Origin of the sequence: uncultured Marinococcus sp., assembly GCF_947493875.1 — a bacterium.
Taxonomy (GTDB): Bacteria; Bacillota; Bacilli; order Bacillales; family Marinococcaceae; genus Marinococcus.
This window is the reverse complement of sequence record NZ_CANLSU010000005.1, coordinates 271,992-294,168: the sequence shown is the minus strand read 5'-3', so window position 1 is coordinate 294,168 and position 22,177 is coordinate 271,992. Positions and strand designations below refer to the sequence as shown.

The following is a 22,177-nucleotide window of genomic DNA, read 5'->3' as shown; positions in this document are numbered from 1 at the left end:
TCGCTGATTTTGGCGAGGGTGTTCGGCCCGGCGACGCCGTCCACCACGAGGCCGTGGTCACGCTGGAAGTCCTTGACCGCGGCTGCCGTCTGCGGACCGAAGCGCTCATTTGGGTTGGCAATGTCGAGATAGCCAAGCGTATACAGGTCTTCTTTCATGGCTCTGGCCGCTGGGCTGGTCACGCCGTCTTTCAGGAGCATGCTGCTGGAAACAGCAGACGCAGAGAAGGTATTGGCTGCCAATACGAAAGATCTGGCCTTTTGTGGTGCTGCTTCTTCTTGTTCGATTGATACTTTCTCATCTGCATCTGGTGCTTTTGTTTGCTTAGTGTTTTCGTCTTCCTCTTTTTCTTCGTCAGCGTCACTTTTCACGTCTTGCGTCATTGTCTCTTCTTCATCAACTTCCATGTCCTGTGGTTCTTCTGCTGTACTTTCGTCTTCATCCGATTCTTCTTGTTTTAAATCCCGATCGTCACTGTCTGGAATCTGACCAGCTTCATCGTTTCTCTGAGCAAAGGAGGAATCTGCATCGGATTCTTCTGTACCAGCGCTTGTCTCCCTGCTCTCATCCTCAACTTCGTTTTCTGAATTAGATGAAGCAGTATAAGCTTCTTCTATAGAGGAATCTTTTTCAATTTGATTTTCGGATTCTGTATTGCCGGAAGCTTCATTTTCTTTTGCGCTTTTCATATCTTCCAGAATGCTTTCAAGCAATTCCTGATCTACTTCCCCAGTCACTTCAAAGCTGTTTCGCTCCTGGTAATCTGAAATATGTATAGATGTACTGCTATCGAATAGAGTGTCTGCTTCTTGAAGGGGATACCCTAAAACAATCAAAGCTTCTTCGAGCTCCTTGACCTCAGATGCTTCTGTACCCTCTGCCATGTAAAATTCATTGTGGTTGTCTTCTTCATTGGCCAGGACCGTATTGCCAGTGGTGGCTAAACTGCCTAATGAAATAGAAACGATAAACGAACTGAAAAATATAATTTTTTTAGATGAAACCATACTCAGCCTCCTAATTAACTAGTACGTGTATATTATCGTCTTAACTAAGAAAAATTACATAAAAAAGCACAGTGCAGTAATTTATGCAATTTTTAAAATACATACGTGATAAAAATTAATTCTTTGGAACTAATTATAACAAGGTAAAAATGAAATTTAGTATATAAAATAAAATTAAAAAATAACGATAAAATCAGACTATATAAGCCTTTTGAAATAGATGAGCAGATAATAATGATACGACTTTTGTATAATAATTACCTATTGATTGATTCTTAAGTCCTAATTAGAATGAATACATGCACGAAATTAATTTAAAGAAGAGGAGTGAGGAAGTAATCAGGATGTTTAAAAACTTCATATTTGTTTTAGCTGGTGTTTTGCTCGCTATTTCGTTTGTATTGTCTACGTCTACTCCAGCCAATGCAGCTTCCAATATCGTTAAATACGGAGATAACAGTTCGCAGGCACAGGAACTGAAAGAGGATCTGTATGAGCTTGGTTATTTGGATATAGCGAACCCGACTAAATACTTCGGTAAGCAAACAGAACGAGCGGTGGAAGATTTTCAAAAAGACCATTCGCTGACTGTGGACGGAGTTGCTGGCCCAAATACATTCTCCAAGATAAACGAAATTATACATAGCAAATCTTCTGGAGACAGCAATACAAACAGCAGCGTACTGAAGGACGGTGTGACGAGTCCGGCGGCCAAGGCCATGAAAGAAGACCTGTACACGCTTGGCTATCTCGATATTGCCAACCCAAATGAACGCTTCGGTCCGCAGACGGCAGCCGCGGTCAAGGATTTCCAGCGTGACCACGGCCTCGTGGTGGACGGCGTTGCCGGGCCGAACACCCTCGCCAAAATCAGCGACGAACTGCAGGCTTTATCTTCAGATGAGGATGACAGCAGCAGTGACGACAGCGCTGACAGCGGAAGCACGCTCTTGAAGGACGGCGTCCGCAGCGAAGCAGCCAAAGCCGTGAAAGCCGATCTGTATACGCTTGGCTATCTCGACATTTCCGAGCCAACGACGCACTTCGGCCCGCTCACGGCAGCCGCGGTCAAGGATTTCCAGCGTGACCATGGCCTCGTTGTGGACGGCGTCGCCGGGCCGAACACTCTCGCCAAAATCAGCGACGAACTGCAGGCTTTATCTTCAGATGAGGACGACAGCAGCAGTGACGACAGCGCTGACAGCGGAAGCACGCTTTTGAAAGACGGCGTACGCAGTGAAGCAGCCAAAGCCGTGAAAGCCGATCTGTATACGCTCGGGTATCTCAACATTTCCGAGCCAACGACGCACTTCGGCCCGCTCACGGCAGCCGCGGTCAAGGATTTCCAGCGTGACCACGGCCTCGTTGTGGACGGCGTCGCCGGGCCGAACACCCTCGCCAAAATCAGCGACGAACTGCAGGCGTTATCTTCAGATGAGAACGACAGCAGCAGTGACGACAGCGCTGACAGTGGAAGCACGCTTTTGAAGGACGGCGTGCACAGTAAAGAGGCTCAATTGTTGAAAACCGATCTGTACACGCTCGGGTATCTCAACATTTCTGAGCCAACGACGCACTTCGGCCCGCTCACGGCAGCCGCGGTCAAGGATTTCCAGCGCGATCATGGCCTGATGGTTGATGGTGTAGCCGGACCAAATACGCTTGCCAAGCTGAGGGAAGTACTGAAAAATCCGCCATCAGATGAGGACGACAGCAGTGATGACAGCAACTCGAATGACAGTGACAGCGGCCTTTTGAAGGACGGAGTGGACAGCCCGGCGGCTAAGGCCATGAAAGAAGACCTGTATACGCTCGGTTACCTGGACATCTCGAGTCCAAATGGAAAATTTGGTCCACAAACTGAAGCAGCTGTTAAAGAATTTCAACGTGATCATGATTTATACGTCGACGGTGTAGCCGGTCCGAAAACCCTCGCGAAGATCAGCGAAGTTCTCAGCACTAAAGGGAGCGACGATGAAGCGAGTGACGACGATGCAAGCGACGTCGGCGATCCGGGTAACTACGGCTCTATTTCAATCATGAAGGTAGGCACGACTCATGATGGAGTGGTTCAGCTGAAGCTTGACCTTGAAGCACTTGGGTTCATGAGTGTAAGCAACCCATCCAATCAGTTTGATTCCTCAACTGCGCAGGCAGTAAAAGATTTTCAGCGTTCTGAAAATCTCGCAGTGGACGGTGTGGCTGGTCCGAACACCATGAAAGCTCTTCGTGCAGCATTGAATGTAGATGAAACATATCCATCCGAATCTGCTGTAGCCGGCAAGACGATTGTGGTAGACGCTGGACACGGCGACCATGATCCAGGCGCGCAGGGAAATGGATTGAAAGAAAAAGATATCAACCTCGAAACATCTAAATACCTGGCTAGTAAATTACGTGCAGCTGGAGCAAACGTGGTAATGACGCGTGAAAGTGACAAGTATCTATCGCTTTCCCAGCGTTCTTCGATCGCAAATAACGCAGGCGCGGATGCTTTCATCAGCATCCACACAAACGCCGGTGGCGGTCACGGAATTGAAACGTACTGGTACAGTAAATACGAAGGTGCAGAAAGTAAAGAGCTCGCAGAAGAGATTCAATCAGGAATCATCCGGGAAACCTCCGGGCGAAGCCGCGGGGTGAAACAAGGCAACTTCCACGTTATCCGCGAAACGAAGGTTCCTTCTGTGTTAGTGGAAGTTGGTTTTATCGATAACGCAACAGAAGCTTCCTACTTGAAGCAAAGCTCCTATAGAGAAAAACTTGCTGAAGGAATTTATCAAGGTACCAATTCTTACTTCAGCAAAAATTAAGAGCAACGAGCTGCCCATGTGGGCGGCTCGTTTTCTTTATAATAAATAAAAAATTTCGGCCCACACTATTATTAAGAGGAAATCATCTTTTCACTTAATTGGAAGAAGTGTACAATAAAGCAAGTGAAACAAAGTAATTAAATTAAACGGCAAATTTTTAACTCAAATGGACCACATAAACATGTAATTAAAAAGGGAGCATGCATATGCAGGCGGTTATCACAAGCGCAATCATTTCATTTGCAGTAGAAGCAGGACAGGAAATCATGGATGTGTACGGGCGGGATTTTACGGTCGAGCATAAAGAGGACGATTCCCCGCTGACAGAAGCGGACAAGCGCGCCCACAACGTTATTGCCAAAGGGCTTCACGAAGCAGATCCGGAAACTCCGGTCATAAGCGAAGAAGGAAATACCGTGGATTACGAGCAGCGTAAAGACTGGGACTCGTTTTGGCTCGTGGACCCGCTGGATGGTACAAAGGAATTCGTGAAAAAGAATGATGAATTCACGGTTAACATCGCAAAAATTGAAAACAAATACCCGGTTATGGGAGTTATTTATGTGCCTGCACAGGACGTGCTGTACATCGGCGGGCAATCATTCGGGGCATATAAAGTGACTGACGTTACCTCCAAGCTGCCCCTCAGCGAAGAGCTGCTCCGGCAGCACGGCGAAAAGCTTGCCGTTTCCAGACCTGAAGACAAAGCGCATGTGGTGGCAAGCCGGTCACACATGTCAGCGGAAACGGAAGCATTCATTAATGAACTAAAAGAAACATACAGCGCCGTAGACGTGGTGTCCGCCGGCAGCTCACTGAAATTCTGCCTGATCGCAGAGGGGAAGGCCGATTTTTATCCGCGATACGCTCCGACGATGGAGTGGGACACAGGAGCGGGACAGGCGATTGTAGAAGCCGCCGGAGGAACGGTAGTAAGATACGAAGACAATGAAAGGTTCTATTATAATAGAAAAGACCAGACCAACGGCTGGTTTATTGTAAAATCGATTTAATCATAATTTTTTAAAACTATAAACTGATGAAAAGAGACTCCCGCAGTGGGTCTCTTTTGCTGTATAATCATCCCTATAAGAATGGTAGGAAATAGAGGGGTTCATATGACCATTGAAATGGGTGTTGTATTAGTATTAATCGTAGGGATGCTTTTGGCGCTGTTTTTTGAAGTCGCGCGGCCGGATATGATCGTATTTACTGTGCTGGTTATTCTTCTGATCAGCGGTATCCTTACGACGGAACAGGCCCTGATCGGCTTTTCCAACGAAGGGATGCTGACAGTTGCGCTTTTATTTATTGTCGCTGGAGCAGTGCAGAAGAGCGGGCTCGTAGAAAGGTTTATGACTCACTGGCTGCAGAAGAGCCGCGGACCGGTGTCATCAATGGTACGCACCTTTGTACCAATATCCGGCATGTCGGCCTTCTTAAATAACACCCCGATTGTAGTAGCCTTCACCCCAATTATCAAAAAATGGTGCGAAGATCGTGGTTACGCTCCCTCCAAGTTTTTAATCCCGTTGTCGTACGCGACAATTATGGGGGGCACAATTACGTTGATCGGCACTTCGACCAACCTGGTGGTACACGGGATGCTTCTGGATTACGATATGGCGGGGTTCGGCATGTTCCAGCTGGCGATCGTCGGCCTGCCGCTTACGGTCGTCGGGCTCATTTATCTGTTTACGATTGGTTACCGTATATTGCCAGCCTATGAAGGAACGCAGAGACGGATGGAGGATGAGGCCAAGGAGTACCTGTGTGAAATGAAGGTTGAGCCTACATTTCCATATGTACGGAAAAGCGTTCAGGAAGCAGGGCTTCGGGATCTGCAGGGGATGTTTTTGATCGAAATCATCCGCCGGGATGAACGGATATCGCCGGTGAGCTCCAATACCGTTGTGCAGGCGGGCGACCGTCTGATTTTCACCGGGGTACTCGAGAAAATGGCTGACCTGCAGCGGACGGCTGGGCTTACGCTGAAAACGGGCACCGAGCTGACGCTCGATGACCTGCAAAACGGATCGAATCAGCTGGTGGAAGCGGTCGTTTCCCACCAGTCGTCACTCCAGGCTAAAACGATCAAACAGGCGCAGTTTCGTTCGTCCTACGATGCAGGTGTAGTGGCGGTGCATCGTAACAATGAAAGAATCCAGAGTAAAATCGGAGACATCCGACTGCGTCCCGGGGATTCACTTCTTCTTCTCGCCGGTTCGGATTTTCTGCAGAAGTACAAGCGCTCGAATGATTTTTACGTTGTTTCTGCCCTGGAGACGCCGGGCTCCATCAGAGAGAAGCCCGTGAAAGGATGGCTCTCGCTCGGGGTGCTGCTGGCGATGATTGCGATTGTTACAGTCGGATGGCTCAGTATGTTTCAGGCAATGGCGCTTGCGGTACTCATTTTTTTAGTGGCGCGTATTATTACACCCGAGGAAGCGAAGCGCTATGTGCAGTTTCAGGTGCTGCTGTTAATTGCGAGTGCCTTCGGGGTAGGATCAGCCATGACCGAAACGGGACTTGCCGCCTGGATAGCGAAGGGGCTGCTTGCCTTCGGGGAACCGCTTGGTATCGTTGTAGTTCTGTTTTTTGTTTACGCCCTGACAAACCTTTTTACGGAACTGATTACAAACAGTGCGGCAGCCGTGCTGATGATTCCGATCGGCCTCAGTATTGCCGAAAGCCTGAATGCTGATCCGATGGGGTTTGCTTTCACGATTGCGATCGCCGCTTCGGCAAGCTTCGTCACGCCGATTGGGTATCAGACGAACCTGATTGTGTACGGGCCAGGCGGATATAAATTTTCCGACTATATTAAAGTCGGTTTGCCGCTTACCGTCATTGCGATGGTGATGACTGTCGGTATTGTGTATACGTTTTATTTTTAGCTGTTAAAACAAGCTGAAGTATATGTTCTTTTATGGAAATTTTCGGATTTCGTCTTTACAATTTGAAGGATTTTCGTAATACTTAAGAATGGAATAATGAACGAGGGGAGATCTCATGAAGCGATCAATTGGGTTATTTATCCTCGTCCTGATCACGGCGGTGGTGCTGATAGCAGGATGGCTGTATTACCAGGACCGCATCGATAACGCTGGCGGAGCCGGTGAAAGCAGCGGCGAACAGCAGAACAGCGGCAGCGCCTCTTCGGAGGGCGGAGCCGGAAGCGGGATTAACGCCGAAGGGCTGGACGGTGCTCTGCAAAGCCAGCTGGAAGAAGCGAAGCAGTCCGGCGATCCGTTGCGGCTTGTAGTGGCCGGCCCAGGTGCGGTGACGTCAGAGGGCGACAACAGCTTTCCGCAGCAGCTGGCTGATCGGATCGAGGAGAACTGGAACGGAATCAGTACTGAAGTAGAAACAATTACATATGATGACAGCACGTCCCTTGAAGTGCTGAACGAAGGCGGGCCGGAGGAAATGGCCGGTGCTGATGCCGATTTATTTATCTTTGTGCCGTTTGCGGTGAGTGATAATGGCACGGTCAGCAGCGACGATACCATTTACGCTACCCGTGAAATTACGGAAGCGGTGCAGGAAAACGACAGCGCGTACTATATCAGTGCGCCGCAGCCTTGGTACGAGGCGCAGTACTACTTAGAACAGCTCGACGCCATAGAAGGATATGCCGACGAGACCGGGGTCACCTACCTGAATCACTGGAGCGCCTGGCCCGCGGTGGATGATGAAGAGCTGATTGACTACGTCGGTGAGGACACGCCGGTACCGACGGAACAGGGGCATACAGCCTGGGCGGATGGCATCTGGCAGCAGTGGACAGAAAGCGGGTCATAAAAAGGTCCTGCTTTTTGGAAAAACGGACCGGGGTACGCTGAAATGTGCTATACTACGCCTATAATGAATACATCACCCGGCCGATATAAGGAGTAACGAACAGAAATCAAAAGGAGTGTGCGCGTTTGGCACGAAAAAAGAAGCAAGAGACGAACACGAATCAGCGGAAGCTCATTACCTGGCTGAACAGCAAATCCCCTGTATCCGAGCAGTACCGTACGATTCGTACTAATATTCAATATTCCTCAGTGGATAAAGAGATGCAGACGATGGTTGTCACATCAGCAGGACCGGGGGAAGGAAAATCCACCACGGTGGCAAATCTCGCGGTAACGATGGCCCAGCAGGAAAAAAAGGTGCTTCTCGTGGACGCTGATCTTCGTAAGCCGACCGTGCACTATACGTTTCGCCGCATGAATACACACGGGCTTATTAACGCTCTGACGAATCACGGAGAATATGCAGGATACGTACAGGAAACTGAAGTGCCGAACCTCGATATTCTGCCTAGCGGCCCGATCCCACCAAATCCATCTGAAATTCTCGGAAGCCGTTCAATGGCTCATCTGGTGGAGCTTGCCCGCGAGCAGTACGACGTGATTTTGTTTGACGCGCCGCCGGTGCTCGCGGTGACGGACGTTCAGGTTATCTCCCGCCACTGCGACGGAAGTATTCTCGTGGTCAAAGCCGGAGAAACCGAAAATGATGCCGCCCGGAAGGCTAAAGACCTGCTGGAAGTAAGCGGCGTGCCAATTCTTGGCTGCATATTGAACCAGAAAAAAGGTATGGATCAAAGCTATTACTACTATTACGGTTAAACAGAACGAGCCGGCTCCTAAAAATCAGGAGCCGGCTCGTTTGCATTTCAATGGTAGTGGTTTTAAGAGCGGGGAAATCAGCTGTAATCCACCAGGGAAAAAAGCGTTTGAACATTATGCTTCTCCAGCTCAGTAAGTATATCCCCCGAGACGGGCTCGTCTGAAATAAAATAATCAATCTCATTTAAAGAGGCAAAGGAAGAAATAGAGCTTTTGTTGATTTTTGAATGGTCGATAAGAGCGACAACTTTACTGGCTTTGGCTACCATATGTTTTTTCAAATCGACTTCGTAGACGTTAAAGTCCGTAAGCCCTGTATTTACTGTAAAACCACTGGCGGAAGTAAGCATGAAATCAACATGAATTTTATTTAACATATCAATTCCCAGCACCCCCTCTAAAGAACTGGAACCGTGCCGGACCACCCCTCCTAAAAGAATGACTGTTAAATTAGGGTTTTCCCTTAATTCCAGCGCAGTGTAAATACCACTGGTGACTACAGTCAGGCGCATCTGGCTTTCCTTCAGCAGCCGGGCAAATTCAAGCGCCGTTGAACTGGCGTCCAAAAGTATGCAGTGGCCGTCTTCAATCAACGACATTGCCATATGGGACATCGTAATTTTTTCTGTTTTGTTTTTCTTTTCCCTTGATGAAAAATTAATTTCGTTATCTTCTGCTTCAGGCAGAACAGCCCCGCCATGAGTTCTGCGAAGCAGCCCTTCGTTTTCCATGTCCTTCAAATCGGAGCGAAGCGTCACTTCTGATACCTTCATTTTCTCTGCCAGACCGCGGACAGTTACACGGCGGTCAACATTTAAGTATTCGAGGATCTTTTGCCGGCGTTCCGCTACAAATAATTTAGTCATCGTTTCACCCTTCGACTCATATTCTCTTTCTAATAGTAGAAGAAAAATTCACTTTTAGCAAAATATTTAATATAAATTCCTCTGTAATATTTCATTTTGTCTTGTTCCCCTTATATCACTTATCTTTGAATAAATGATCATTTTCGAAAGTAAATAAAAATAAAAATTGACAAACAAAAGATGAAATGCGAAAATTTAATCAAATATTAACAGAAACGGGGATTGAAAATAGTGAAAATAGCTATTGGAAGTGATCACGTCGCATACGATTTGAAAGAAACGATAAAAAAACACGTGGAAGAGCTGAATCATGAGGTCATTGATTACGGCTGCTATAACTGTACAGAGGTGGATTATCCGGATGTTGCATTTGAAGTGGCGGAGGATATTAACGATAATAAAGCTGACCGGGGGATTTTGATCTGCGGCACTGGTATTGGGGTAGCTATCTCGGCTAACAAAGTCCCAGGCATTCGCGCGGCTCAATGTCACGATGCGTATTCTGCTGAACGTGCCCAATTAAGCAACAATGCCCAGATTATTACGATGGGCGCCCAGGTTATCGGCGCAGAGCATGCTAAAAAAATTGTACAGACGTATTTAAGTGTAGAATTTCAGGGAGGCAATTCAGAGCGGAAAATCAATAAGATTTCAGAAAAAGAAAAAGAATTTATGAAAAAATAAATTTCAGGAGGTTTAACGGTGAAAAAGTTAATTAATGACCCGGATGTGGTCGTCGAAGAAATGCTTAATGGTTATTTGAAAGCGCATTCTCATCTTGTGAGGGGGATAGAGGCGCATTCGCGAACGATCGTCCGCACAGATGCTGGCTTAAAGCAGAAGGTCAGTTTAATTATTGGAGGAGGCTCCGGCCATGAACCGGCTTTTATGGGTTATGTAGGCAAAGGAATGGCTGATGGCGTCGCGGTGGGCAATATCTTTTCTTCTCCGCCTCCGGATCCAATTGTGGAGGCCATAAAAGCAACGCATACCGACCAGGGGGCCCTGCTTTTATACGGGAACTACCAGGGAGACATTATGAATTTCGGGATGGCAGCCGATATTGCAGACATGGAAGAAAACATAGAAGTAAAGCAGATCATCGTAAAGGATGATATTGCGTCTGCACCGAGGGAGGAAGCGGAAAAACGAAGAGGGATCGCCGGAGAATTCTTTGTGACGAAGGTGGCTGGAGCAGCAGCGGAGGAGGGTCTTTCGCTCGACGAGGTGTACCGTATAACCGAAAAGGCCAACCAGAATGTAGGCTCCATGGGCGTCGGCCTCTCCCCGTGCTCCCTTCCGCAAACCGGACAGCCAAGCTTCAGTCTCGAAGAGGATGAAATGGAAATCGGCCTTGGCCACCACGGGGAGCCGGGCGTGGAAAAAACCAAGCTGGCTACTTCAAACGAGGTTACTGAGCGTATTTTAAACAATATTATTGATGAAATGGATATTACATCCGAGGAGGAGGAGGTCTCGGTGCTTATTAACGGCCTCGGGTCCACAACCAGAATGGAGCTTTACATCATGTACGACAAGGTGGAAAGCCTCCTGAATGAAAAAAGAATAAATATCTATACTTCCTATGTAGGGGATTATTGTACGTCTCTCGAAATGGGAGGGTGCTCTATCACACTTTTAAAAATGGACGAGGAATTAAAGCCATTGATTGATGCCCCGGCCCAGTGCCCGATGTATACACAGAGTTAAGCAGGAGGGGAATTACTACATGCAGGCAGAGGAATGGAAAAATTATTTTGAGAGCGCTCACATTGTACTTGAAGAAAACAAAACCTATTTATGCGAACTGGACCGGGCGCTCGGAGACGGCGATCACGGCATAACAATGAGTATCGGATGGAAGGCCGTGCAGGAAGCCCTTCATTCAAAGCTGGCGGACGAAACAGATTGCGGAAAAATTGCGATGACAGCCGGGCGTTCCTTTTTAAGCGCTGTGGGTTCATCAGTAGGACCGCTCTATGCTTCTGGCTTTATGGCCGGGGCAAAGGCCGTTAAAAATAAAACAGAACTCTCCATGGAGGATATGAGGCAGTTCTGGATTGAATTTACCAATGGCGTGCAGGAAAGAAGCCAGGCGGAGCCGGGGGATAAAACGATGGTGGATGTTTTATATCCTGTCCAGGAAGCTCTGCAGAGTGAAGATGGAACGGTGGAGAAAAAATTTGAACAGGCATCACAGGCGGCAAAAGATGGCATGGAGGCCACCAGAGAGATGAGCTCCCAAAAAGGAAGATCCAGCCGGCTGGGCGAGCGCTCCATAGGCCATCAGGACCCGGGGGCAACATCGATGCAGCTTCTGTTTTCCACCTTTGTTACGGAAGCATTAAATTTAAAAACTGTTAAAGAGGAGTATTAAAAATGGTCATGAAATTCGGATGCCAGGGCTCCACCTGGGTGTTGGATTACGATGTAGAGGCAGACATGATGGACCAGATCATGGATGACGTAAAAAACGGCGGGCTGACCGGCCTGGATATGCAGATCTCCCTGCTTGGAAAGTATAGGGACCAGCCGGAGCGCTTCAAGGAAGAGCTGGATCAAAGAGGTCTTCAATTAGCGGCCCTGACGATCCCGCATGCTTTTGAAGGCGGAAAGCCCTCTGAGCAGGAAAGGGAGCTGGAAAATTACTATTTCGACTACCTAAAGCACTTCCCGGGAGCGGTAATGAACGTGCCTTCGAGAGTCGGGGCCAGCAGGGATAATGTACGGCAGCGGCAGCAGGAGATTATTAAGGGAGCCAATGAACTGGGCAAACGGGCCCGGGAGGAGCACGGCATTGTGACCTCGCTGCACCCGATTTCCTACAAAACCTCCTACTGGAAATCCCGCGAGGACTATGAAGTCCTTTTCGATGGCCTTGATGAAAGATATATGGGCTACACTCCGGATGCCGGTCATATCATGTTCGGGGACATGGATCCGGTGGACATTTTTAGGGAAGCGTTGCCGTTAATTAAACACGTGCATTTTAAAGAAGCCTCGAAGCAGCATGAATGGAAGAAAATGGGCGAGGGCGACATTGACTTTGTAGGGTGCATGCAGGTCTTAAAAGACGGCGGCTACGACGGCTGGGTGATGCTCGAAGAAGAAACCGGGGCAGCAGAGCCGGATACCGGAAAAGTCATTAAAGAGCTTGGCGATTATGTCAATAAACACCTCGCGCCCGTCGTTCAGGAAAACTGAGAGCATTTAGCGTTACCAGAATCTATTTAAATACTGTTGTATGGAGGCGTGTCGTATGAAGGTTGGATTTATTGGCTTAGGGATCATGGGCAAACCGATGGCCGGGCATCTTATCAAGCAGGGGTTTGAGACGTACCTTTTTGATTTAAACACAGAGGCTGTCAACGAACTGGCAGCTTTAGGCGGCCATGCGTGTAAAACAGGCCAGGAGGCAGCAGAAAGCAGTGAGGTCATCATCACGATGCTGCCGGAAGGAAAACATGTATCCCAGGTGTTATTTGAAGAGCCAGGACTAGCTGCAGCCAGTAAACCGGGAACCATTATTGTGGATATGAGCTCGGTATCGACGGAAGAATCAAGACTGTTTGCCAATAAACTGGAAGCACTGAATCTTCACTTTATCGACGCTCCGGTCAGCGGCGGCGAACCGATGGCTGTTGAAGGCAGACTATCCATTATGGCAGGCGGGCACGAAGATCACTTTCACAAAGTGCTGCCCGTATTTGAAGCCATGGGTGAGAACATCGTTCATTGCGGAGCGACTGGCACCGGTTCGGCAGCAAAGCTGGCAAACCAAATCATCGTCAGCGGAAACCTCGCCGCATTATCGGAGGCCTGTGTGTACGCGAGCCAGGCAGGCATCGACTTAAACAAACTGTTTGAAGCCATTCACGGCGGACTGGCAGGCAGCGCTGTCATGGAAGCCAAAATGCCGCAGATTATCGAACGGAATTTTGAGCCGGGCGGCCGCATTGAAACGAACTATAAAGATTTAAAGAACATCCAGTCCTCAGCGAATGCGATCGGGGTACCGCTTCCTGTCACTAACCTGGTGAAAGAAATCTTTCACTCCGAAATTGCTAACGGAAACGGGAAAAGAGACCATTCCTACATTATTAATTTCTTTGAAAGAATGGGGAATTGTCAGACTCCGAAGGGAGGTTGAAACGCCTGTATATAACATTATTAGTTTATCCAGCCGACAAACATAGGCAGCCGGCTGGATGAAAATAAACATGAAAGGAGCTGATTCCTATACTAAATATCAAACATCACTTTTCTTAATATTAAGTTTTTATCACCCATTAAATGTAAGCGTTATCAATTAAAAAGAGGAGTTGATTGAACGTGAATTACAAAGTTCCTATGGCAGCAATTTTACCGGCATTTCTCATTTTTTCGGCAGGATGTCAGCCTGCAAACCCGGAAAGTCCGGATGGGGAAGAGGCTTCATCAGGCGGAAACAACGGCGGCGGAGATAATGCAATTGAAGTATGGCACATTGAAACCGGAGCAGGAGAAGAAGTACTTCAGAATGCGGCAGAACGCTTTGAGGAGGAAGAAGGAGTTACGGTAAATTTAAAGCAGTACCAAAACGATCCTTATAAACAACAGATTAGTACGGCCATGGGCGGTAATGCCGCACCTGATATTTTTCATTCCTGGGGCGGCGGCTGGCTGGAGAATTTCGTGGATGCTGACCAGGTGGTAAATATCACTGATGAAGTTGAATCAGATAGATTTCTGGAAGCTGGCTTAGGTACAGTGACCTTTGATGATGAGGTATACGGCGTGCCTATGGGGCTTGATTTAGTGCCTGTATGGTATAACCAGGAAATTTTCGATGAATACGGTCTCGAAGAACCGGAAACATATGATGAACTTTTAGATATTGTCGATACATTGAATGAAAACGACGTTATTCCATTTGCCCTCGCAAACCAGACGCAGTGGCCGGGTGCCTTCTATCTGATGTATCTTGCTGAAAGAGCCGGAGGAGAAGATTTATTCGCCGACGCCTTTAGCCGCGAAGGAAGCTTTGATGATGAAGCATATGTCGAAGCAGGGGAAAAGATCCAAGAGCTGGTGGATAAAAATGCATTTCCAGATGGCATTAACGGCAGCGACTATGACACAGGCCAGTCCCGTCAACTAATGTATTCCGGGGACGCTGCGATGGAAATTATGACCAGTGGTGCGATGCTCAAAAACGTTGATAGTGAAATGCCTGAATTCAAAGAAAAGCTTGATTACTTCATGTTCCCTGAAATCGAAGGTGGGGAAGGCGCGCAAAATCACCTTGTGGGCGGTGTGAGCCCGGCATTTTCCGTGTCAGAGCAAAGTGATAACAAAGAAGCTGCTATTGACTTCCTGAACTTCATTTCCCAGCAGGAAACAGCCACCGAGTTTGCGAACGAAAGCGGCGCTGTGTCTCCGGTAGAAGGGGCTGAGTACGAAGATGAATACATCAAGCGTTTGAGTGAAACCTTAAACGAAGCTGATTTTGTACAAACGTACTATGACCAGACTCTGCCTCCAGCACTTGCAGAAGTTCACTTAGACACTACACAAGCATTGTTTGGCGGATCCATTACACCAGAAGAAGCGGCAGAAGAGATGGAACAGGCTGCGGAGGAAGAGCTGGAATAATTAACTTCTATATCAAGCCGGTTCTGCCGGCTTGATGTAGTTAAAAATTGAGGTGAATGTTGTTGGCTACCAACGTCGAAAATGAAGTGAACACAAAATCCCGGAATGCTTCCAGGAAGAAGAAAGGCAAGAACTGGCTTGTCATATTAGGATTTATGGCTCCGGCGCTCATCTTCTACGGAGTGTACGTGGTTTATGCGATTGGGATGACATTTTACTACAGTCTGTTTGACTGGAACGGCATCGATTCCAATATGGTGTTTATTGGGCTCCAGAATTACTTTGAAGTTATCCGGGATGGTGTGTTCTGGCAGGCTTCCGGAAACAACGCCCTGCTGATTGCTGCTTCACTGCTGACGCAGCTTCCTCTCGGCTTAATTATGGCCCTGCTGCTGTTCAGCCCTATTAAAGGGATGCGGCTGTTCCGCACCGTTTATTTTATGCCCTTCTTAATGTCGACAGTGGCTATCGGTATTTTATTTATCTATATCTTTGATGCCAACTACGGCCTCGTGAACCAGTTCCTGGGCGCCGTGGGGCTGGAATCATTACAGCACGGATGGCTCGGCAGTGAAGATACGGCCATTTGGGCAGTTATTATCACCATTTGCTGGCAGTTCGCTCCGTTTTATATGATTTTATTCCGGGCCGCTATTGTCGGGATCTCGGAGGATTTATATGAAGCTGCTGATATTGACGGCGCTTCGGCCTGGAGAAAGTTTTCGGGGATTACCCTGCCATTACTGCGTCCTATCATTATCACCTCTGCCATTCTTTCGGTTATTGGTGCCTTGAAGTATTTCGATTTAATTTACGTAATGACTGGCGGCGGTCCGAACAACTCAACGGAATTAATGGCTACGTATATGTATGACCAGACGTTTACAAACTTCAGCATGGGCTACGGCAGTACCATATCCTCCATGATGTTCATTATTGCGTTTATAGTGACACTCGGCATCATTACAGTGGATAACAAAAGAAAGGCGGATTTTTAAATGATAAATAAATTAAGACAAACCCCATTGTATATCGTAGCCATTGCTCTTCTTTTATTTACCGGCCTTCCTTTCTTTGTAATGATCAATACATCCTTTAAAGGACAGGCAGAATTCGCCACGGCCCCCTGGGCACTGCCGGAGGCTTTATCCTTTGAAAACTACACCTTTTTGTTTGAAACGAACTTCTTTCAATACTTTGGAAACAGCTTATTTGTAACAGTGATCTCGGTTATCTTAACGATCATATTTTCTGCAATGGCAAGCTACCCGTTGTCGCGCATGAAATTCAAATTAAACAGACCAATCCTGCTGCTGTTTATGGTAGGGATGATGATTCCTATCCACACGACACTGATTCCTATATTCCTTCTTACTCAGAATATGGGATTGTACAATACCCTTTGGGGCCTGATTGGTCCTTACGTGGCCTTTGCTCTCCCAATATCAGTAGTGATCTACACTCAATTTATGTCTGATCTGCCAAAGGAATTAATCGAATCGGCAAAAATCGATGGCTGCGGGCATCTACAGTTATTCTGGAGAATTTTATTCCCTCTATTAATTCCAGCGACCGCCACCGTAGCTATTTATAACTTTATCCATATATGGAATGAGTTTATCTTTGCTCTCGTGTTAACGAACTCCGATGACGCAGCGACACTTCCCATCGGGCTGCGGGAATTTTACGGGGAATTCTCCATAAACATTCCAGGACTGATGGCTGCTCTGACGCTGGCGAGTGTGCCGCTTTTGCTCGTATACTTTGTAGCCCAGGAAAAAATCATCAAAGGACTCGCAGCAGGCTCTGTGAAGGGATAACTTTATGAAAAAATAAATAACCATGGAGACTCACATATGAAAACTGGTGATCAAGGTCTTGTCAGAAAAATTAATAAGTCCATCGTATTAAATAAAATTCAGACAGAAAGCCCGGTATCCCGAGCTCAAATTTCAAAAATTACCGGATTAAACAAGGCCACTGTGTCGAGTCTGGTAAGTGAGCTGATGGAAGAGCATTTTGTCGGGGAGATAGGTGTAGGTCTTTCCAGCGGGGGACGCAGACCGACGATGCTGTTCTTTAACAAGAATGCGGGCTATTCCATCGGGGTGGATCTTGGTGTTAATTACATTCTTGCCGTAATAACAGATCTTCAGGGAAATATTATCAATAAACAAAAAATTGAAACGGATGAGACCGAGCCTGAAATTATTTTTCTGAAAGTAAAAAATTTGATCAGGCTGCTGCAGCAGGAAGCTTCCGGAAGCCCGTACGGCCTCGTCGGTATTGGCCTCGGGGTGCCCGGCATGATTGATAACAACGGCCTGATACTATTTGCCCCGAACCTTAACTGGCACAGGGTTGATTTAAAGAAGTACTTGGAAAAGGAATTCCGGCTGCCTGTGACGATTGAAAATGAAGCAAAGGCAGGAGCTCACGGAGAAAAAATATACGGTGCAGGTCAGAATGTATCTGATTTAATTTATGTAAGCATCGGCATTGGTATAGGAGCAGGCATTATTATTAACGACAGGCTTCATAAAGGATCGACGGGTATTTCCGGGGAAATCGGGCATGTGTCAATTGACTCCCAGGGGAAGAAGTGCCCCTGCGGGAACAGGGGATGCTGGGAGCTGTACAGCTCCGAGGCAGCGTTAATGGATAAAGTAAGACCCATTTTCCCACCCGGCACCAGAATAAACCTGGAGATGCTTATTAAAATGGCTATGGAAAATCACCACGGGGTACTGAATGCCCTTGATCAGATTGGTGAATATATCGGCATTGTGCTGACTAATATAGTAAATACTTTTAATCCGGAGCAAATTATTATCGGCAACCGGTTTGCGGTATTAGAGCCGTGGCTGCGCAATCCGATTCAGCGTGTTCTTCAGCAGCGCCTGCTTCCTTATTATCATGATTCATTTGAACTGAAATTCTCCGAGCATGGTATGCTGTCATGCGCACTCGGCTGTGCTGCATTTTCAATTGAACAATTTTTCTCGGAAAGCAGGGTCACCGTAGTATAAGTAATAATAGAGACGATGCAAAAGGAGCAGATACAATGGCTAATGAATATCATGTGGCGAAAGATGGAGCAGATAACCAGGAGGGAACAAGGCAGAACCCCTTCCTGACCATCAACCAGGCGGCCGCTGTGGCGACAGCGGGAGATACCGTGATTGTGCATGAAGGCGAGTACCGGGAATGGGTAAAGCCCAAGCATGCAGGATTAAGCAGCACGAGAAGAATTACGTACCAGGCGGCGGACGGAGAAAGGGTCGTCATCAAGGGATCGGAGCAGATAACAGATTGGGAGCAGGTGGAAGGAACGGTCTGGAAAACGACGCTGCCAAATGATTTCTTCGGGGAATATAATCCCTACCAGGAAAAAATTTTTGGGGACTGGGTGAAATACAATCCCGGCAGGCATCTGGGCGATGTATATGTAAACGGCAAGTCATTCTACGAGGCGGAGCATATGGAGGAGTTGTACAGTCCTACGGTGCAGACAGAGATCGTGGATCATTGGACGGAACAAACAGTCTCCGTTGAAGATCCGGAGCAGACAAAGCACGTATGGTTTGCAGAGGTGGATCAGCATACAACGACGATTTATATTAATTGTCACGACATAGATCCCACGCAGGAGCTGGTGGAAATAAACGTGCGCAAATGCTGCTTTTATCCGGAACAAACGGGTATGGACTACATTACCGTCAGCGGCTTTGAAATGGCTCAGGCAGCAACTCCCTGGACGCCGCCGACGGCTGATCAGCCGGGACTTGTGGGGCCACACTGGAGCAAGGGCTGGATCATTGAAAACAACATTATTCATGATTCCAAATGCAGCGCCATCAGTATAGGGAAAGAGGCGTCAACCGGACAGAATTACAGCACAACACGAAAGGACAAGTCCGGGTATCAGTACCAGGTGGAATCAATCTTTCAGGCCCAGCAGGCTGGCTGGACGAAAGAAAAAGTCGGCTCACATACGATTCGTAATAATAAAATATATGACTGCGGCCAAAACGCTGTCGTCGGGCATCTCGGGTGTGTGTTCAGTGAAATATATAACAATCACATTTACAACATAGGCGTAAAGCGCGAATTTTTCGGTCATGAAATTGCGGGAATTAAGCTGCATGCGGCCATTGATGTGCAAATTTATCACAATCGCATTCACGACTGCTCCCTTGGCATATGGCTGGACTGGCAGACGCAGGGGACAAGAGTGAGCAGTAATTTATTTTACCGGAACAACCGCGACCTGTTTGTGGAAGTCAGCAGCGGCCCGTATGTGGTCGACCATAATATCTTAACCGCAGATTATGCCCTGGATAATCACGCCCAGGGCGGAGCTTACGTTAATAATCTGATACGCGGGGAAATGGTCCATAAGAAAATGCTGGACCGCGCTACGCCGTATCATGTACCGCACAGTACGGAAATGGCTGGCTTTGCTGTGACCTATGGCGGGGACGACCGCTACTTTAATAATCTATTTATAGGGGATAAAGGCCTTACAGGCGTAGGCACGGATCATTATAACGGATATACGGCATCGCTCGAGGAGTACATTGATACAGTAAACGACTTTTCTGCTGATCATAAAGCGTTCAATAACGTCGAGCAGCCGGTATATATTAATAAGAATGCGTATTTAAACGGGGCAGCGCCCTTTGAAAGAGAGGAGCAGAATTTAACGACAAAGCAGTTCGATCCCAAACTGGAAATTATTGAAAAAGAAAACGAAGTGTATCTTTACTGTGAGCTGCCAGAGGATTTTGAACAGCTGCGTGGGGATATTCAATCGACAGAAACGTTACACAGGACCCGTATCGTTGATGCTGATTTTGAGAACGCGGACGGAAGCGAATTAATATTGGATAAGGACTACTACGGCAATAGTAAAAGTGAAAAAGAAGCCGTAGGACCCATGAATAATTTAAAACCGGGAGAAAACTATCTGAAGGTATGGGGCTGAAAGCGTAAAGCCCACGCCTGAGAGCGATTTTAAATGAATCATTGCCGTGTTGTATGTTTATAGTGCTTCCGGTAGTTCCATTGGCTGAGAATGCTTAAAATGATGGCAGCTATAGTTAAGACGACAATAATCGAAGCTGAACGATATAAACCGAAAAATAAATACAAAATAGTGTTTGTGAGTAAAAAGAGGAAAACTATAAGTATATTGATAATCCAAAATTTCCTTTTCATTATGCTCCTCCCAGTTCAAACCGGCCCCTGCATTCTAGGAGCCGGTTTCTTTGTGCCGCCGCTGGAAATAGGCAATCGCTTCGCGGCGGTTGTGGACGCCGATTTTCCGGTAGATGGCGGTCAGGTAATTTTTAACGGTGCCGAGTGTTAAAAACAGTGTATCCGCAATCTCCTGGTTGGAGTAGCCTGCGAGCAGCAGATCCATAATCCGCCGGTCCTGCAGGGAAAGACCGGTGGTGTCCTCGGTTTCCTGAAAATGCGGGGCGCCGTCCTTGCGGTTGCGGGCGACCAGCTGGTCGCTCAGCGTCTCCGAGACAGATGTCGGAAGCACCATCTGGCCGCGGGCCACCTGGCGCACGCAGCGGACGAGCTCATCGCTTTCCCAGTCCTTCAGAAGAAACCCCTTCGCGCCGTTGGCCAGCGCCTGAATGACATTTTCCGCGTCCACGTAGGAGCTGAGCATAATAAACTTCGTCTGCGGCGATGTCAGCTGAAAGTCCGGCAGCCATTCAATACCATTATTGCCCTCTAAGTACACATCAAGCATCACCACGTCCGGAAGCTCATTCGTAAGCATCATTTCTGCTTCCGCCCCGTTTCGCGCAATACCGACCACTTCCAGATCCTCTTCAAGCTCGATGATCATCGCCAGTCCGTCCCGGACAATGGCATGATCATCGACAATCCCTATCCGAACGGTTTCCATCTGCTGATCCTCCTTCTTATACGTATCCTGAGATTTTCGCGTATAAATAGTCAGTTTCGTATTATGACGGAGTGTAAGGACTCCGGTCCTTCACCGGCAGGCGCAGTTCAAGCGCCATGCCGTTTCTGTCTTCGGCAATTGCTTCGAAACGAAGCAGGCCGCCGAGCTCTTCGGCCCGGGCGGACAGCCCGCGAAGGCCGAAGCCGTAGCTGACGTTTTTCGCGGCTGTGCGGCCATTGTCTTCGAGCCGGGCAATCAGCTGGCCGGGCACCTTCGTGGACAATGTATAGGAAAAATACGTGCACCCACCGTGGCGGAGGCCATTGGTGAGCCCCTCCTGGAGCATCCGGTACAAAAGCATCTCCTGCTCCGAACGCAAAAGGGGCAGCGGCTCATCAAACTCCCACTCGATCCGTACGTCCGAGGTGTCGCGGGTGGAGACGAGAAGACCCTCCAGCGCAGCCGGAAGATCGATGAAGCCGTCGGTGTGCGCCATGGAATGCGCCGTTTTCCGGATTTCCTTCATGGTCTCCTGCACCTGATGCTTGGACGTCTGCAGCTGGGTGCGGGCTTTTTCCACCTCGCCCTTTTCGAGCAGACGTTTGGCTGTTTCAAGCGCCATCATGGAGGTGGTTAAATAATGACCGGCGCTGTCATGAATGTCCCGGGAGAGCTTCAGCCGCTCCTGCATAATGGATCTATCCTCCATCTCCCGGTGATACAGCCGGAGCCGGTCGTAGGCCCGCTGCAGCTCATTGCGCTGTTCGTTGGAGCGCTTGGCCAGATAGCTGAACCCCCAGAACAGTACGTATTCAATGGAACGCGGAAGCACAAGGAGGAGTGCCGAAGCAGTCAGAGCCCCTTCGTGAAACACCGAAGCGCTCGCAAATCCCGCAAAGCAGAGAAGCATGAACGGAAAGCTGAAGCGCCGAGGCGCCCGGTAGCCGAGCTCGGCAATCAGGACGAAAAAGAGTGTCTGGGGCACAAACCCGCCGGCAATGGCCTGAACCACCCAGGCAATGAGGAACTGGAGGCAGATGACCATCACCGAGGAAAAGCGGGCAAGTGGTATGGATAAAAGCATGAGCCGGATCATCTGAATAATACCAAATACCCAGCAAAGGCCTGCGGCAAGCCACCGCTCATCCGGCGACTCCATGTATACGAACAGTCCGGCTGCGATGATGGCTATGAATTGGATCGTATACATGAAGATTCGCTGGCGGCGGTTCATTCAGATCCACTCCCTTTCGCCGGGGTAATCCCGCGCGGGGTCCCATCTTCCTAGAAAAGGTCATATGACTATTAA

At 48.1% G+C, this 22,177-nt stretch carries 19 protein-coding genes; 15 read left to right on the top strand and 4 right to left on the bottom strand.

From position 1 onward, the window contains the following. Positions 1–1,007, bottom strand: a 1,007-nt coding sequence (locus Q0757_RS11885; RefSeq protein ID WP_298787583.1) for a peptidoglycan-binding protein, incomplete at its 3' end; no start/stop codon positions are given. Between the two features lie 344 nt (positions 1,008–1,351). On the opposite strand from Q0757_RS11885, the gene Q0757_RS11880 reads away from it, so the two are divergent. From Q0757_RS11880 to Q0757_RS11860, 5 genes are all read left to right on the top strand, one after another. Continuing rightward, positions 1,352–3,820, top strand: coding sequence for a peptidoglycan-binding protein (locus Q0757_RS11880; protein WP_298787581.1), 2,469 nt, complete (start codon positions 1,352–1,354; stop codon positions 3,818–3,820). A 206-nt stretch (positions 3,821–4,026) separates the two neighbouring features. Beyond that, a complete protein-coding gene (cysQ, locus tag Q0757_RS11875; protein WP_298787578.1) occupies positions 4,027–4,833 on the top strand; it encodes a 3'(2'),5'-bisphosphate nucleotidase CysQ in 807 nt (268 codons plus the stop codon). Positions 4,834–4,938: 105 nt separating this feature from the next. Then, complete coding sequence (locus Q0757_RS11870; protein ID WP_298787576.1) at positions 4,939–6,717, top strand: SLC13 family permease; 1,779 nt, start codon at positions 4,939–4,941, stop codon at positions 6,715–6,717. 115 nt (positions 6,718–6,832) lie between these two features. After that, complete coding sequence (locus Q0757_RS11865; RefSeq protein WP_298787574.1) at positions 6,833–7,624, top strand: hypothetical protein; 792 nt, start codon at positions 6,833–6,835, stop codon at positions 7,622–7,624. A 125-nt stretch (positions 7,625–7,749) separates the two neighbouring features. Beyond that, positions 7,750–8,442, top strand: a complete 693-nt coding sequence (locus Q0757_RS11860) for a CpsD/CapB family tyrosine-protein kinase (protein WP_298787572.1) — start codon at positions 7,750–7,752, stop codon at positions 8,440–8,442. A 77-nt stretch (positions 8,443–8,519) separates the two neighbouring features. Here Q0757_RS11860 and Q0757_RS11855 read toward each other — a convergent pair whose 3' ends face one another. Then, on the bottom strand, positions 8,520–9,308 hold the full coding sequence (locus tag Q0757_RS11855; protein WP_298787570.1) for a DeoR/GlpR family DNA-binding transcription regulator: 789 nt from the start codon (positions 9,306–9,308) through the stop codon (positions 8,520–8,522). 231 nt (positions 9,309–9,539) lie between these two features. On the opposite strand from Q0757_RS11855, the gene rpiB reads away from it, so the two are divergent. The 10 genes from rpiB (at position 9,540) to Q0757_RS11805 (ending at position 19,929) form a co-directional block, all read left to right on the top strand. Beyond that, positions 9,540–9,992: a ribose 5-phosphate isomerase B gene (gene rpiB / locus Q0757_RS11850; RefSeq protein WP_298787610.1), complete on the top strand. Its 453-nt coding sequence runs from the start codon at positions 9,540–9,542 to the stop codon at positions 9,990–9,992. Positions 9,993–10,010: 18 nt separating this feature from the next. Further along, positions 10,011–11,018 carry a dihydroxyacetone kinase subunit DhaK gene (locus Q0757_RS11845; RefSeq protein ID WP_298787569.1) on the top strand — a complete coding sequence of 336 codons (1,008 nt, stop codon included), beginning with the start codon at positions 10,011–10,013 and terminating at the stop codon, positions 11,016–11,018. A gap of 19 nt (positions 11,019–11,037) precedes the next feature. Next, complete coding sequence (gene dhaL, locus Q0757_RS11840; RefSeq protein WP_298787567.1) at positions 11,038–11,685, top strand: dihydroxyacetone kinase subunit DhaL; 648 nt, start codon at positions 11,038–11,040, stop codon at positions 11,683–11,685. Positions 11,686–11,687: 2 nt separating this feature from the next. After that, entirely contained in the window at positions 11,688–12,512 is an 825-nt protein-coding gene (locus Q0757_RS11835; protein WP_298787565.1) for a sugar phosphate isomerase/epimerase, read from the top strand. Between the two features lie 55 nt (positions 12,513–12,567). After that, positions 12,568–13,458 carry an NAD(P)-binding domain-containing protein gene (locus Q0757_RS11830; protein WP_298787563.1) on the top strand — a complete coding sequence of 297 codons (891 nt, stop codon included), beginning with the start codon at positions 12,568–12,570 and terminating at the stop codon, positions 13,456–13,458. Between the two features lie 200 nt (positions 13,459–13,658). Beyond that, positions 13,659–14,942, top strand: a complete 1,284-nt coding sequence (locus Q0757_RS11825) for an extracellular solute-binding protein (protein ID WP_298787560.1) — start codon at positions 13,659–13,661, stop codon at positions 14,940–14,942. A gap of 62 nt (positions 14,943–15,004) precedes the next feature. After that, positions 15,005–15,940 carry a carbohydrate ABC transporter permease gene (locus Q0757_RS11820; RefSeq protein ID WP_298787558.1) on the top strand — a complete coding sequence of 312 codons (936 nt, stop codon included), beginning with the start codon at positions 15,005–15,007 and terminating at the stop codon, positions 15,938–15,940. After that, positions 15,941–16,762, top strand: coding sequence for a carbohydrate ABC transporter permease (locus tag Q0757_RS11815; RefSeq protein ID WP_022793433.1), 822 nt, complete (start codon positions 15,941–15,943; stop codon positions 16,760–16,762). A gap of 36 nt (positions 16,763–16,798) precedes the next feature. Beyond that, the gene (locus Q0757_RS11810) at positions 16,799–17,971 is read left to right on the top strand and encodes an ROK family protein (protein WP_298787555.1); all 1,173 of its coding nucleotides are present in this window, start codon (positions 16,799–16,801) and stop codon (positions 17,969–17,971) included. Between the two features lie 35 nt (positions 17,972–18,006). Continuing rightward, positions 18,007–19,929 carry a right-handed parallel beta-helix repeat-containing protein gene (locus tag Q0757_RS11805; protein WP_298787553.1) on the top strand — a complete coding sequence of 641 codons (1,923 nt, stop codon included), beginning with the start codon at positions 18,007–18,009 and terminating at the stop codon, positions 19,927–19,929. A 267-nt stretch (positions 19,930–20,196) separates the two neighbouring features. On the opposite strand, the gene Q0757_RS11800 is transcribed toward Q0757_RS11805, so the two are convergent. Together Q0757_RS11800 and Q0757_RS11795 are read right to left on the bottom strand one after the other, a co-directional pair. Further along, complete coding sequence (locus Q0757_RS11800) at positions 20,197–20,868, bottom strand: response regulator transcription factor (protein WP_298787551.1); 672 nt, start codon at positions 20,866–20,868, stop codon at positions 20,197–20,199. Between the two features lie 61 nt (positions 20,869–20,929). Beyond that, a complete protein-coding gene (locus Q0757_RS11795) occupies positions 20,930–22,102 on the bottom strand; it encodes a sensor histidine kinase (protein ID WP_298787549.1) in 1,173 nt (390 codons plus the stop codon). Positions 22,103–22,177 lie beyond the last annotated feature (75 nt).

Coding starts and splice junctions, on each gene's coding strand:
- cysQ (WP_298787578.1), top strand. CDS start 4,027: ATGCAGGCGGTTATCACAAGCGCAATCATTTCATTTGCAGTAGAAGCA.
- Q0757_RS11870 (WP_298787576.1), top strand. CDS start 4,939: ATGACCATTGAAATGGGTGTTGTATTAGTATTAATCGTAGGGATGCTT.
- dhaL (WP_298787567.1), top strand. CDS start 11,038: ATGCAGGCAGAGGAATGGAAAAATTATTTTGAGAGCGCTCACATTGTA.
- Q0757_RS11825 (WP_298787560.1), top strand. CDS start 13,659: ATGGCAGCAATTTTACCGGCATTTCTCATTTTTTCGGCAGGATGTCAG.
- Q0757_RS11835 (WP_298787565.1), top strand. CDS start 11,688: ATGGTCATGAAATTCGGATGCCAGGGCTCCACCTGGGTGTTGGATTAC.
- Q0757_RS11795 (WP_298787549.1), bottom strand. CDS start 22,102: ATGAACCGCCGCCAGCGAATCTTCATGTATACGATCCAATTCATAGCC.
- Q0757_RS11880 (WP_298787581.1), top strand. CDS start 1,352: ATGTTTAAAAACTTCATATTTGTTTTAGCTGGTGTTTTGCTCGCTATT.
- Q0757_RS11830 (WP_298787563.1), top strand. CDS start 12,568: ATGAAGGTTGGATTTATTGGCTTAGGGATCATGGGCAAACCGATGGCC.
- Q0757_RS11800 (WP_298787551.1), bottom strand. CDS start 20,868: ATGGAAACCGTTCGGATAGGGATTGTCGATGATCATGCCATTGTCCGG.
- Q0757_RS11815 (WP_022793433.1), top strand. CDS start 15,941: ATGATAAATAAATTAAGACAAACCCCATTGTATATCGTAGCCATTGCT.
- Q0757_RS11855 (WP_298787570.1), bottom strand. CDS start 9,308: ATGACTAAATTATTTGTAGCGGAACGCCGGCAAAAGATCCTCGAATAC.
- Q0757_RS11810 (WP_298787555.1), top strand. CDS start 16,799: ATGAAAACTGGTGATCAAGGTCTTGTCAGAAAAATTAATAAGTCCATC.
- Q0757_RS11805 (WP_298787553.1), top strand. CDS start 18,007: ATGGCTAATGAATATCATGTGGCGAAAGATGGAGCAGATAACCAGGAG.
- Q0757_RS11865 (WP_298787574.1), top strand. CDS start 6,833: ATGAAGCGATCAATTGGGTTATTTATCCTCGTCCTGATCACGGCGGTG.